This is a genomic window from Paenibacillus sp. 481, assembly GCF_021223605.1.
Classification (GTDB): domain Bacteria; phylum Bacillota; class Bacilli; order Paenibacillales; family Paenibacillaceae; genus Paenibacillus_B.
This window is the reverse complement of the sequence record NZ_CP075175.1, coordinates 4,860,777-4,876,646: the sequence shown is the minus strand read 5'-3', so window position 1 is coordinate 4,876,646 and position 15,870 is coordinate 4,860,777. Positions and strand designations below refer to the sequence as shown.

The following is a 15,870-nucleotide window of genomic DNA, read 5'->3' as shown; positions in this document are numbered from 1 at the left end:
TTAAAATGAATGTGGAAAAAACGTTTCGCGGGCTTCGGTGAGAATAAAGAAAATATTTTAAAAACGCCTCGTGTACGCTATGAGTGAGACTTTTAATCAGAAAGAAAGGAGATTCTACTTGCTCGAATCCCCTTTCATGTCAATTCTTTAACGCATGGCCAACCTGTTGCTAACAATCTGCTTAATGACATGTCGGATCACTTTACTATTTTCCTCGATATACCCCGTGTCAAGCACATCGACATGTTCTCCAATTATCAAGTGCTCCGCGTAGCTGCCACACGTTGCATCTTTCCACATCAACGAATTTCCAATTGCAACTTTATCTTGCTCTGGATTATCAATCGTTGCAAATCCGTGGATATTGGCCTGAATTGTCCCTTCATTAACAAGTTGATTCCAGTATGTTGCATAAGCCAACGCCTTGCCTTTATATTTCTCGGCTAATTGCTGTACATTTGCATCCTTACCAAACACTTTTTCAATAAAGAACGTTTCATCAGCTTCATACGCTTCATCCACTGCGACAGCAGCATGTCGCTTCTGAGAATCAATCATAAAGACGTCTGAAACAGCAAGCCCTCTCTTTTGTATTGCCTTAGCGACCTCATACGTCAGATTTCCGCCTGCCGAGTAACCCATAAGTACATAAGGTGCTTCGTTCTGTATGCTCAAAATGAAATCCACATACTTTTCCAACATTTCATCATAGTTGTCGTGGTGCTCAATAAAATCTGCTGCATAGACAACGCATTCGCTCTCAAGTAGTCTGGCAAGCTCTGAGAACGCTATCCCGTAGCCGTAAATTGGAGGGAAGCAGAACACATTAATCGCTCCCGATTGATTTAGCTTCACAAATGGATTGCTGCCTGTCCGCTTCATCATTAATTCAGCAACAGCTTGTGCCATCGCTTCGACCGTTGGTGCTTCAAAGACGATGCGGTACGGAATTTCAATACCGAAATCTTTTTGAATTTTTACAGTCAACTCAATCGCTTTGATCGAATGTCCACCAAGGTCAAAGAAATCTTCTTTAACGCCAATGTTCGGATTACTAAGCACTTCCTGCCATATGAGCAGCAAGCGACCTTCTAACTGTGTTCGTGGTGCAACATATTGCTCACTGGACAGCATGCTTTCCTCTGGGGAAGGCAGCGCCCGACGGTCAATTTTCCCGTTCGGAGTAAGCGGCATCCGTGCCAACTGTACGAAGAAAGAAGGAATCATATAGCTTGGCAGTGACTCTGACAAGTCACCTCTTAGCTCACCTATGCTAAGCTCTTGATCGGCAACGAAGTATGCACAGAGCGACTTCTGGCCATTATGGCCTTCAATCGCAAGAACAATAGTTTCTTTCACCGACGATACATTTAACAATTGGGCTTCAATCTCACCAATTTCGATCCGATATCCACGAATTTTAACTTGATGATCGATACGACCTAAGTATTCAATCGTTCCATCCGGCAACCATTTGGCTAGATCGCCTGTCCGATAGCATCGTTCACCTGAGCGGAACGGATCAGCAACAAATTTCTCTTCTGTAAGGTCAGCTCTACCTGCATAGCCTCTACCTACGTTGTCTCCCGATATATACAGTTCTCCTGGCACACCTACAGGCTGGAGCGCGCCAGTATCCGATAAAATATAGATTGCAGTATTGGAAATAGGTGCTCCAATGCTAGGGACACCAGCCTCTGCATCCTCTGGCCCTATCGTCAACGTTGTCACAACATGCGTTTCTGAAGGTCCGTAATGATTGTGCAAATAGACTTGATTGCGTCGCAAGAAGCTCGCTAATCTTTCTGGCACAACTAGCTGCTCTCCTGCGGTCACAATATGCTTGACGCACGTCGGAAACCGCTCTGCCAGCCCCTCTTCTGTAAACAAAAACTTCGTTACCGCCGTAGGAAACATTACAACATCTATCTGCCAGCGTTCGATAAAGGTAAGTAAATAGTTAATATCTCGCTTTGCTTCCTCTTCTATGATGTATAAGCACCCACCCGCGGCTAGCGTTGAGAACAACTCTAGATAGCACATATCAAAGCTGCTCGTGAAATATTGCAGCACATGTTTATCGTACGGCAAATTCGTACTCGTGTACTGATAGTGCAGCAAATTGACCATATTGCGATGCTCCAAAACAACACCCTTTGGATTGCCTGTTGTACCCGACGTGTAAATCATATACAGGGCATCTGTCGCTGCTCCGCGAGAAACAACATTCAATCCCACATCATCCAATTGCTGATGTAAGTCTATCATCTCTACATCTGAGAAATCAGCTTGCACACGTTCCATATGAACAGCTTCTGTCATAAGTAATCGAATGCCGCTATTCTCCATCATGTATTGAATCCGTCCAAATGGATACTGCGGATCAATCGGAACAAAGCATCCACCTGTCTTCAAAATAGCCATCATCCCAGCTATCATATCCGGTGAGCGATCCGCCATCAAACCAACCACGCTACCTGGCTTCACGCCACGAGACAATAGCTCATGTGCTAGCTGATTAGCCCGTTCATTCAACTGCCGGTAGGTCCATTGCTTATTCTCCCCTACGACTGCCACAAGGTCTGGCGTACGCACTGTCTGCTCCTCAATCATGAGGTGAATCATGCTCTCTCGTGGATATTCCGTTGCCGTCGCGTTGAAGCGCTCCAGTACTTGCACCTTATCTTCAGCAGTAGCCAATTCCAATTCGCCGATGCGAATATTCGGGTTTTGTACAATTTGCTCAATAAGGTGAACGATATACCCTTGAATACGTTCCATATCGGATTGGCTGTAGACCAATCCGTTATACGAATAGCGGAAGTAAAGCTCTTCATCAGGGACGACCATCAAAGTCAGATCATAGCTCGTCTGTGCAATGGTATCGACCAGGTCAATTGTAAAGCTGAACTCATCCTCCTTGCTCATCTCTTCAATTCGCTTGCCCATCGGATAGTTCTCAAAGACGATAATATGGTCAACTAAATTCTGCTTATGCTCAGCAAGTGATTGAATTTCATAGAGCGGATACGTATCGTACGCGCTGGAGTCCAACGCCTGCTGCTGAATCTTAGTTACCAACTCTACAAAAGTTTCGCTTTCTTCACTCCGAATACGAACGGGGATGGTGTTTATAAAAAGACCAATCATACTCTCAACACCCGGAATAGTTGATGGTCTACCTGAGACAACACTTCCGAAAACAGTATCCTGATTTCCGTTATATTTCTGTAAATAAATTCCCCAAATCGTTTGAAACAACGTATTAATTGTCGTTCGCTGCTGCTTCGCCAAGCGATTCATCTGCTCCGTTAGCTCTTTACTTAGCTCAGATGAAAACGCTGCTGTCTGATACGCATTAGCCTTATTCTGCTTCGATGCATTCATTTTTGGCAGCGCATATTGCTGCTCGTAACCCGCAATATATTGACGCCAATAGGTAGAAGCCGCTTCGTAATCTTGCTGTTCCAGCCATTCAATATAACGACTATAAGGCGTTACCGGAGGAAGTTCCGGCTTTCTTTCGTTCAGGAGATCAAAATAGCTTCCAAATGCTTCTTTGGCTACAAGTGACATACACCAACCGTCCATCAAAATGTGATGGAAGTTCCAAATAAAGCGGTAAGCCTCCTCACCCGTTCGCAAAATGGATACACGTATTAATTCATCTTGAGCCAAGTCATCAAAGCCTCTTGCTTTGTCTGCTTGCTCAAAATCCAATAAATACGCCGCAAGCTCGCTCTTCTCCAACCCGCGAATATCTTCCTCGTAAAGTCCAACCGCACGGTTCCGAAATACCACTTGTAATGGCTGGCCACGCCATGCACTATGGAAATTAGTTCTAAATATATCATGTCTTTCTGACAGCAGCGCTACACTCTTCTTGAACAATTCAACATCGAAGCTTCCATTTAAGTCATAAATGGTTTGTTCGATATAGGCACCTGAGTTCGGAACTTTGAGGCTATGAGACAGCATGCCGTGTTGCATTGGCGTTAATGCATATACGTTCTCAATCTCACCAATATGCGCTGTCCGCTTGACGAGCTCCTCTAAATCGTCCATTGTCATTCCTTTTAACAAAACATCGCTAGGCGTCAATTCAGAACGCTCTTTGCTTACACAATGTTGAATGATGCTTTGCAGGCTTGTCTTAAACAAATTAGCAAAGTGTTCTATACTTTCCTTCCGGTATTCTTTGACACTATAGCTAACGGACATCGATAAGGTACCAGCTGTAACTCCGCCGTTTATGTGCAATACACTATCCCGAACAGCATGCTCACTCCTATCTAAACCGCTGGAATACGAGGAGACTTGAATAGCTGTCTTTTCTAAGTCTTGTACGTCTTGTACGTCTTGTACGTCTTCTGCGTCTTGTACGTCTTCTACGTCTTGTACGCCTTTTACCTCTTGTACATCTTGTACATCTTGTACCTCTTGATCGAATTGTCCCAAGTAGTTGAAGCTAATTTCCGGCTGTACATTAAATATGGACTTGTGTGCTGAACCTATCGTATCCACGCCCTCGAACAAATATCGAGATAAGCCATACCCCATTCCCATTTGCGGAATTTGTCGTAAGCCTTCCTTCACTTGCTTAATCCGTCTCGATAAGTCTTGACCTTTGTGCATTTCCAACACGGCAGGGAAATGACTTGTAAACAAACCTATCGTCCGTGTAGTGTCGAGATCTGGTAACATCGATTCTCGACCGTGACTTTCCAACTTCACCAGCACGCGCTCAATCCCTGTCCACTCATGGACTGCAGTTCCTAGCGCCGATAGCAGCAGATCATTCACTTTCGTATTGTAAGCACGGTGGACTTGCTTCAACAGCTGTTCCGTCTCCTGTTGCGTCCATTGCACCGTAACCGTATCACTATCGCTTACAAGCGAATGCTCGACTGAATAGTCTTTCGGCAATGGCGTGTACGTTTCTGCTTCAATTTGCTGCCAATACGACTGCTCACGCACCATCGTTTCGCTATTTGCGTATTCCGCCTGCTGTTCTGTCCACAACTGGAAGGAATCCGTTTTGCGCGGTAGCTGAATGGCTTTCCCTTCATCCGCTTGCTCGTAGCCGGCCGCAATATCTTCTAACAAGATACGCCACGATATTCCATCGACTACAAGGTGGTGGATCACGATGAGCAAATGGTCTCCTTCGGCACACCGGAACAATCCGAGCTTCATTAACGGGCCTTCACTTAAATGGATACTTCTTTGAATAGCTGTTGCCTGCGCTTCAATCGCAGCTGCGACATTCGCTTCATTTTTCAAGTCAAAAACTTCCAAACTGTAGAGTTCGCCTTCGTCATTGCCGCGATTCCAAGCCTCTACTCCGCTTGCAGTCGAACGAAACACCATCCGTAGCGCGTCGTGATGCTCGACAATTTTCGTGAAAGCAGCACGTATGGCCGTTTCGTCAAATCCGCCTTCCCGATACAACATCTTCGATTGGTTGTAATGATGCGCATCGGTCATTTGTTGCTCAAAGAACCTGTGCATGATTGGAGTGAGCTTCACGACTCCTGTGATTTCTCCTTGTTCAGAAATGTGACCGATCGGCTGCACGTACTGACTCAAATCAGACAAAACAGGATGCTGGAACATCTCTTTCATTTCCAACTTATATCCCGCTTGGAACAACCTTGACGCAACTTGAATCGATTTAATGGAATCCCCGCCGAGATCAAAGAAGCTGTCATGAACGCCGATGGTGGAAGCACCTAACACATCCTTCCAAATGCTCACGAGCGTACGTTCCACCTCTGTACGTGGCGCGACGTACTCCACACCGGATTGGCTGCCTCCTACTGGGGCTGGCAACGCTTTTCGATCCAACTTACCGTTCGATGTAAGCGGCATTTTGTCTAGCTGTACAAAATACGAAGGAACCATGTACAACGGCAGTGCCTGTACAAGTTCACCTCTCAGCTCGCTAACGGTCAACTCGCGTTCTGCTACAAAGTAGGCACACAGCTGTTGAGATCCGGATTCGTCCGCTCTCGTGATTACAGCCGCTTCTTTCACAGACGCAACTTTCGCCAATTGAGCTTCAACTTCACCAAGCTCAATCCGGTAGCCACGAATTTTCACCTGATCATCAGCCCGACCAACAAACTCCACATTTCCATCCGGCAGCCAACGGGCCAAATCCCCTGTGCGATACATCCGCTGTCCAAGTACAAACGGGTTGGCTACAAATTTCTCTGCGGTCAGCTCTGGACGATTCACATAGCCTCTCGCCACCCCTTTACCGGCAATATACAGCTCGCCGACGACACCGATCGGTTGCAAATGGCACTGCTCGTCCAAAATATATACTTGCGTATTAGGGATGGGCTTCCCTAACGATACTTTTACTTCTGATTCGCAGCAGCTCACAAGCGCATCCACCGTGGTCTCTGTCGGACCGTAGTGGTTGTACAGCGAATAACCTTGCTGTACAATCTTATCTTTCAACCGATCTTCAAGTCGTTCACCCCCGCAAATGACGACCTCTAAGCTGTCGATCCGCTCACGATCAGCCAGCAGCTCTTGCATCAACATCGGAGACGTGTCGAGCAAGTTGATTTGATGTTCATTCAAATAGCCCGCCACAAAGGATGGCTCTAACAGCTTGTCCTTTGTAATTCCGTGCAGTGTAGCACCATGAAGCAGCGTACTAAAGATTTGCTCAACACTAGGATCAAACGTGAATTCCGCCGTCAGCAATACGTGCGGATTGAGCGAATGAATGTATTGGTTGTAATACCAGCTCACCGTATTCACAGCACTCCGATGCTCAATCGCTACCCCTTTCGGCTGACCCGTAGTGCCTGACGTATAGAGCACATAGACCAAATGGTCTGGTCCAGCAAGCGGCGTCAAATTCGAACGGTCTGCATCGTAAGAGGCGTCATCCTCCAGCAACACCTGTTTCCCAGCAAATCCAGTAGCAAATCCAGCAGCAACTCGCTCCTGTAAATGTCGTTGCAGCACAATGACTTGTGCGGCCGAATCCTCCAAAATATAATGAACCCGCTCAGCCGGATATTCAGGATCGATTGGCACATATGCGCCACCAGCTTTTAAGATGCCGAAAATACCGATTAGCATCTCAAGTGAACGCCCCACCATCACACCGACAAGCTGATCAGGTTGCACGCCATTTGCCCGCAACGTACGGGCAAGCTGATTCGCTTTGTCATTTAATTCACGATACGTCATCTGCTCGGTGCCAAACACCACAGCCACTTGATCCGGTGTACGCTCCACCTGCTCCTCGAACAGCTGATAAATCGTTTGCTCCGTTATATCATCCGTTGTCGTACTATTGAACGTTTCCAAGAGCATTGTTCGCTCTTGCACAGTGACCAGCTCAATCGCAGACAGCGTCGCCTGCGGATTACCAATAATAACATCGACCAGCTGCGTAAGATGCTCGGCCATCCGCTCAATCGTCGTTGGCTTATACAGAGCTGTACTGTACTCGATACTGCATATAAGCTCTGCCGCACCCTCCGTCACTTCTAGCGAAAGGTCAAATTTTGCGACCGTGTTGTCACTTGGGTAAGGCTTAAATTGCAACCCTGCAATGCTTATTTCCTGGTCATCCATGTTTTGCAAGGAGAACATCGTATCAAACAGGGCATTGCGGCTCATATCTTTTTTGAGTTTAAGCTTGTCAACCAATTGTTCGAATGGATAATCTTGATGTTCAAATGCCTTAATCGTTCTTTCTTTGACATCATGCAAATAGTTGACGAACGTCTGTTCAGCTACTGGATAGTTACGCAACGCCAACGTATTGACAAACATGCCAATCATCGGCTCTAAATCAGCATGCGCTCTACCCGCGATTGGCGTACCCACTATGACGTCTTCTTGACCTGTATATTTATGCAGAAACGTTGTGTAAACGGCTAGAAGCACCATATATAAGGTTGTGCCCGTTTGCTCCGCAATGCGCTTTAAGCCTTCGTAACTTGTTGTCCCAATAGTAAAATCAAATGTACGTCCCTCAAAGCTTTGCACAGCTGGCCTTACAAAATCGGTTGGCATTTCAAGTACAGGCAGCTCTCCCTTGAAGACATCCAGCCAATCTGATGCTTGTTGTTTAAACTGGTCACCGTGCATACCTGCCTGCTGCCATGCCGCATAATCCTTATACTGAATACGAAGTGGTAATAACTCTTCACCGACATAAAGCTGAACAAACTCCTGAATCAAAATGTTCATCGAGACGCCGTCCGATATGATATGATGCATATCGTACATTAAAAGATGTTCATTTGGTTGCAATTCAATTAATCCAACGCGAAGTAAAGGCGCTTGCTTCAAATCAAATGCACGCACAAAATCACGTACCTGCTCATCTACTGCTTCAGCGCTCGCTTGCACAATCTCCACCGCAAATTCAACATCACCGTCATCATAAACACACTGCACAGGTTCTCCCTTAACAACTTCGAATCCAGTCCGCAATGTTTCATGACGAGATATTAGTTGGCGGAATGCTGCTTCCAGCCTTTTCGGATCTAAGGACCCTTCTACTAACAAGACACCCGGCATATTATAGCTGAGTTCTCCACCTTGCAGATTACTTAAAATGTACATCCGTTTCTGCGTCGATGACAGCTGATAATATTCACTTTTGCTAGTAAGCGGAATAGACAAGTATTCACTTTGCTCTTCCTCAACAATCAGCTGTGCCAACTGCTCAACCGTTGGATACTTAAAAATGTGTCGAATCTGCACTTTCTTTTTCAGTTCCTTGTGTATTTTGGCCGTAAGCGTGGTTGCTCGTAAAGAGTGTCCTCCTAAATCAAAGAAGTTAGCTTTAACTCCGATGTTTGCAACACCGAGCACTTCCTGCCAAATACTTACCAATTGAGCCTCGATTTCCGTTCGCGGAGCCACGTATTCCGTGCCTGACTGCATACCCCCTTGTGGAGCCGGCAGCGCCCTGCGATCCACTTTTCCATTTGTCGTTAGCGGCATCTTCTCTAGCTGGACGAAATACGACGGAATCATATATTCCGGCAATTCACGTGCCATGCTACCTTTCAGATCATTCAGCGATAGTTCCTGCTCGGCTACAAAATACGCACACAGCTGTTTATCACCGTTGTCTGTCTCCCAGACAATTACTGTTCCTTCCTGAACCGATTTCACTTTTAACAACTGCGCTTCCACATCCCCAAGCTCAATCCGGAAGCCACGTATTTTTACTTGATCGTCCATCCGTCCCAAATATTCAATCGTGCCGTCTGGCAGCCAGCGCGCCAGATCCCCGGTTCTGTACATTCTCTCCCCTGATGCAAAAGGATTGTCCACGAACTTCTCTGCCGTCAGATCGGGGCTATTCAAATAACCGCGAGCCAAACCGTTCCCAGCAATACACAGCTCTCCCGGTACTCCGACTGGCTGTAGTCCATTCACGCCACTAACGATGTAAATCGTGGTATGGCTTACAGGGCGACCTATCGGTATCGTCGTTGCCGCTTCGTCCACTTCATTTATATTGTAGTAGGTCGCATAGACCGTGCTTTCCGTCGGTCCGTACATATTTTTCAATATATGAGGGCCTAAATAGGCTAGCGCTTTTCTCACATGACTGATCGAAGCACGCTCTCCTCCGAACAAAATAGCGCGCATATGACGCATGCAATCGATATGCATATCTACGAGTACGTTAAAAAATGCTGTCGTAATAAACATGACCGAAATCTGTTCTCGATCAATTAATGCTGCCAACTCTCCTAAATCAAGCATCGTCTCTTTAGGAACTAACACGAGCTTAGCGCCATTTAATAATGCACCGAAAATATCAAATACGGAACCGTCGAAGGAGTAGCTCGCTAATTGCAACATGTTGTCTTGCTCATTAATATCCACATAGTTCGTCGCTTTGACAATCGGTACAACGTTGCGATGTGTCGTTAAATTCCCTTTAGGTTTACCCGTCGTTCCCGAAGTGTAAATCACATAAGCCAGATTGCTCGAGTTGTTCGTTGTATCAGCAAGATCCAGATTCGAACCGTCTTCGTTGTAAGATTGCTCATCATCCAGTAAGACGAATGTGCGCTCAACCGCCAAATGTACCTCTACTGGCACCCGGTCTTTCAAATGATGCTGCACGACCAATACGCGCGCTCCTGAATCCTCAATCATGTAACGAATACGCTCTTCAGGAAATTGTGGATCGATCGGCACATACGCTCCACCCGCTTTTAATATCGCCATAATGCCGACGATCATATCTAGCGAACGATCCGTCATTAACCCTACCAGACTATCAGCCTGCACACCTTTGGTTCGTAATGTCCTCGCCAGTCGGTTCGCACGTTCATTAAGTTCAACGTATGTTAACTGCTCATCTCCAAATACGACTGCCACCGCATTCGGATCGCGCATAACCTGTTCTTCAAATAACTGTTGAATCGTTTGATCCTGCGGAAAGTCCGTTTCATTTGCGTTGAACACTTGTAAAATATGCTCTTTCTCGTCTGCCGTTGCCAGTTCCAGCTCTTCCACACTGACGTCCGGATTATGAACAATTTGCTCCAAAATGTGCAGTAAATGTCCTTGCATGCGATCAATCGTGATCGGGTCAAACACCAGCCTATTGTATCCAAAGCACACGTTGATCGCTTCACCAGGCATAACCGTCAAGTTAAGGTCATAGCTCGTATGCTCGGCCATATCTACATTTTCAATGGTGAAGCTTTCTGGTTGATCGCTGCCTAGCTCTTCCACCTGTTGTTCCACCGGATAATTTTCAAATACTAACAAATGATTGATCAAATCCTGCTTTAAATCGCTCAACGCCTGAATTTCGTATAGTGGATACGTGTCGTAGGCATTAGCTGCCAGCGCATGCTCCTGAACTCTTTGGATCACATCGGTAACACTGTCCCCTGCTTCACTACGTATGCGCACAGGGATGGTGTTGATAAACAGCCCGATCATGTTCTCCACACCGGTAATTTCAGACGGTCTTCCCGATACGACGCTTCCGAAGACGACATCATTGCTCTGATTATATTTTTGCAGCACAATACCCCAAGCAGTCTGCATCAGAGTATTGTTCGTCACTTGAACCTGTTTAGCAAGCCGATTCAATTTCTCGGTCAAGTTCTTGCCAAGCGTACAAGTAAGCTCTTCCGATTCATAACCATTTACATAGCTTGTCGTCTTCTTAGGCAGCATCGTCTGCTGATCCGTTCCTGACACGTAGTCGCTCCAAAAGCGAGTTGCTGCCTCCCTATCTTGCTGCTCGATCCACTTAATATATTCGCTGTAAGGCGTTACCGTCGTAAGCTCTGGCACGCTTTGATTCAGGAATTCAAAGTAAGTACCGAATGCTTCTTTGATGACGAGTGATAAGCACCAGCCGTCCATCAAGATGTGATGGAAGCTCCATATAAAATGGTATTCCTCTTCAGCTATACGCAAGATCGATATACGCATCAACGCATCTTGAGCAAGATGGAATCCTTTTGCCTTGTCTTCACTCGTATACGTAGAAATATATGTTTCTCGCAGTTCCTCATCCAGCCCACGTATATCTTCAAAATGGAAATCCAATTCCTTTTTCCGATACACAATTTGAACAGGACTATCTTGCCAACCATTTATAAAATTAGTTCTGAAAATTTGATGTCTTTCTATTAATGAATTTAAGCTTTTCGTAAACGGATCAACATAAAAGATCCCTTTAAGATCAAATACAGCTTGCTCAAAATAGGCTGCTGAACCGGGCTCTAGCAAGCTATGGAACCACATTCCTGTCTGCATCGGCGCCAAGGCATAAACGTCCTCGATTTCGCCAACTTGGCGATTTTCCTCGACTAGCCATTCTAGCTCCTCAATGGTCATGCCCTTAAGTAAGACGTCGCTTGGCGTCAATTCGGCATGCTGTTTCGTCACACAGTGTGCAATAATTTCAAGCAAGCTCGCTCGTAATAATTCAGCAAAATGCGCCATCGTTTCATGTCGATACTCTTTTCGGCTATAAGTAATCGTCAGTAGCAACGATCCTGCACCAATGATTCCATTTATATCTAACGTATACGTTTTAGCCATTTGCTCACTAACTTCTTCTCCACTTGAAAAAGGGGAAAGCTGGAGCGCACTATTTTGGAGGTCTTGATCAAACTGACCTAAATAGTTAAAGCTAATCTCCGGTTCGCCCCCAAAAGCTGCGCTCTTTTGAAGACCCGACAAATATTTTAAAATACCATAGCCGATTCCCTTTTGCGGAATTTGCCGTAAACGTTCCTTTACCTGTTTGATTCGGCGGGACACGTCTATGTTTGAGTCCAAATCCAACACGACAGGATATTGGGTTGTAAACCAGCCCACTGTTCGTGAAATATCGATATCTGGAACAACGGGCTCTCTACCATGGCCTTCTAAATTGACCATTACCCGCTCCATACCCGTCCAAGTATGAACGGCCATGCCTAATGCCGTCAGCAATAAGTCATTGACTTCCGTATTGTAGGCCCAATTAGCTTGTTTCAGTAATTGTTCCGTTTCCTGTTCAGTTAGTTGAACCGTCAGTGTATCGCAATCCAGCAGCAGCGACTTCTTGTGTGGATTGGCTTCGTCCTGCTCTACATCTTTAGGTAGCTGCATATGATCCGTGTGGCTCGTATGTTGCTCCCAATACGCCCGTTCTAGCTGAAGTGCTTCGTTATCACGCTTTGCAAAATGAGACAATTGCTCCGCCCATCTTTGGAACGAGTCTGTTTTTTGCGGAAGGAGAATCTCTTGCCCCTGTGCCGCTTGCTCATAGCCTGTCGCGAAATCCTCAAACAAAACTCGCCACGACACACCGTCTATCACCAAGTGGTGAACTACGATTAAGAGATGGTCGCCAGTTGCACACTGAAATAAGCCTATTTTAATGAGTGGGCCTTCGCCTATGTTAAAACTGTTATGCATGTTACTCACGCTTGCTTCTATTGCTGTAGCTAGACTTGATTCTGCTACTTCTTTAAAGTTGAACATGTTCAGGCTGTACAGATCCCCTTCATCGATAGCACGATTCCAAGCTTCGAATCGCATTTCGTTCGGGGCTGCGCGGAACACCATCCGCAACGCATCGTGATGCTCCACCAATTTATGCATGACTTTGTGAAGCACCGCTTCGTCGAAGCCCTGCTCCTGATATAACATAACCGCCTGATTAAAATAATGCGGGGCAGGACTATTTTGCTCAAAAAACCACTGCTGAATCGGTGTCAATTCAACTGCACCACTCACTTCCCCTTGGTCCGCAATTCGACCAATCGGCTGTAAATGACTGCTCAATTCTGCGACAGTTGGGAAGTTGAACAACTTTTTCATATCGACTTTATATCCGGCTTGATACAACCTCGAAGATACTTGAATCGATTTAATAGAGTCTCCGCCAAGATCGAAGAAATTATCAAATATCCCGATATTCGGGGTTCCTAAGACCGTTTTCCAAATGGAAAGTAGCGTTTCTTCTGTTGCTGTGCGCGGTGCTACATACTCGGCCCCAGATCGAACGTTCTCTTCTGGCGCAGGTAGCGCCCTTCGATTTACTTTTCCGTTCATCGTAAGTGGCATATGCTCTAGCTGCACGAAATAGGACGGTATCATAAAGCTAGGTAGCTCTTTTAATAATGCATGTCGTATTTCACCTGTGCTTAATCGTGTAGGAGCCACAAAGTATGCACAAAGCACCTTCTGCCCTGTGCTATCTTCACGCGCCACCACAGCCGCTTCTTGAATGATATCTAGCGAAGCTATTCGCGATTCCACTTCAGCAAGCTCAATGCGGTAGCCACGTATTTTCACTTGCTCATCCATACGGCCCTGGTATTCAAGAACTCCATCTGCCCGCCACCGCACGATATCTCCTGTCCGATAGCAGCGTTCGCCAGCTTGAAATGGATTCTCGATAAACTTTTGCGCCGTAAGCTCTGAATCGTTTAAGTATCCCCGTGCTACACCATCGCCACCTACTAGAAGTTCACCCCAGACTCCTATTGGTTGCAATCTCATCTGAGTGTCCACCACGTAAGCTGTGGAATTAGCGATCGGACGTCCAATAGGTACAGCTTCTGTCTGCTCACTACGAATCTCGAATGTAGTAGAAAACGTTGTATTTTCTGTTGGGCCATACCCGTTAATGATACGTAATGAAGGATTGTCTTGTAATACTTGATTAATGTGCGGGACGGATACGACGTCGCCTCCGATCAGCAACGTCTCAACACCATTAAATAGCTGCCTATCCTGTTGTGACAATTGATTAAATAGTGGCGATGTCAGCCACATCAAATTAATTTTATATTTTCGAATTGCGTCTTTAAACAACGGCGCATTCAAAATCACGTCACTCGGCACCATATACAGCTGCCCACCGTTTAGCAGAGCTCCCCAAAATTCAAATGTGGAAGCATCAAATCCGACGCTACCTGTCTGCAATATACGTGTGTGCTCGTTATACTCGACAAAATTCGTATTTTTCACCAATCGAACCACATTGCGTTGCTCAACCATAACCCCTTTAGGCTTGCCAGTCGTGCCCGAGGTGTACATGATGTAAGCCCGATGATCTGGCTTCGCTATGCATGCCAAGTTCGTACTGTCTTCGTTATATACTTGCGTATCATATAAATCTATGAACTTACCAGAAAAGGATACCCGATCCCGTATCTCCTTGTTATGGTGCAGCACCAGATTTGCTCCAGAGTTCTCCAAAATGTAGTTAATACGATCTTCTGGATAATCAGGATCAATCGGTACATACGCGCCACCGGCTTTCAAAATCCCGACAATTCCAATTAGCATTTCTACAGAACGATCGGTTACAATGCCGATTAAATCGTCCGCTTGTACGCCTTCAGACCTTAATGTACGAGCAAGCTGATTGGCTTTTGCGTTTAATTCGCCATATGTAAGCTGCTTATGTTCAAAGACCACGGCTAATTGGTCTGGTGTGTGTGCTGCCTGTTCCTCGAACAACTGAGCAATCGACTTATCGTGAGGATAATCCGTTTCCGTATGGTTAAATTCCACTACGATTTTCGTTTTCTCATCCTCTGATAAAAGATCTATTTCGTCAATTTCAAGCTCAACCTGATACAGCATGATAGAGAAAATATGGTGTAAATGGCTCACAAACTGAGCAATATAAGCCTCGTCGTAACGAAGTTCGTTATACATTACTTTTAATTGCAGGGAACTATTTTCTAAGTCAAACCGAAAAATAACATCCGAAGCGACATTGTGATTAAAATCATCGGCATGAATTTCTTTTAAGGCCACGATCGTGTTCATTATTGGAGCGCCACTAGCATCATATTGAATATTTAAGTGTTCGATGAAGTTCCATATCGAGTGACTTTGATGTTCAATACTTTCGCTCACAGATGCTTTCAATTGCTGTAATAATGATTTAAATGTACTAGCATGATTAACCGTATTTTTTAAAATTAACAGATTACTTGCGTTTAGCGCTGGAATTCCTAAAATCATATTTTCTTCACGTGTATATTTATATAACAACGACTCTACACCTGCTAACAAAATCATAAAAACAGCTAACTGGGACCCGCCAGCAATAGCTGTAACTCGTTGGTAGGTTGAAGATGGAAACGTACTGTGAAAAGTGTGAACACGATTGGTATACTGCTGCAAATGATTTGTTTTTGTATAAGGAAGGAAAATGAATTGATCTTCTGTATCAAACTTATCGTGCCAAAAAGCTTTCTCTTTTTCAAAAACAGCTTCCGAATTCAAAGTAATCCACTCCTCAATGTCGGTGTAATGAACGTGATCAGCTTAGATTTGATAAGATGAAGATAAGGAGTGTGCTATTCAGTAAATGAATAGCACACT

The 15,870-nt window shown here is 45.3% G+C and carries 1 protein-coding gene; it reads right to left on the bottom strand.

Annotation, left to right across the window (positions count from 1 at the left end):
• Positions 1-147: 147 nt before the first annotated feature.
• On the bottom strand, positions 148-15,789 hold the full coding sequence (locus KIK04_RS21360; protein ID WP_269671037.1) for a non-ribosomal peptide synthetase: 15,642 nt from the start codon (positions 15,787-15,789) through the stop codon (positions 148-150).
• Positions 15,790-15,870 lie beyond the last annotated feature (81 nt).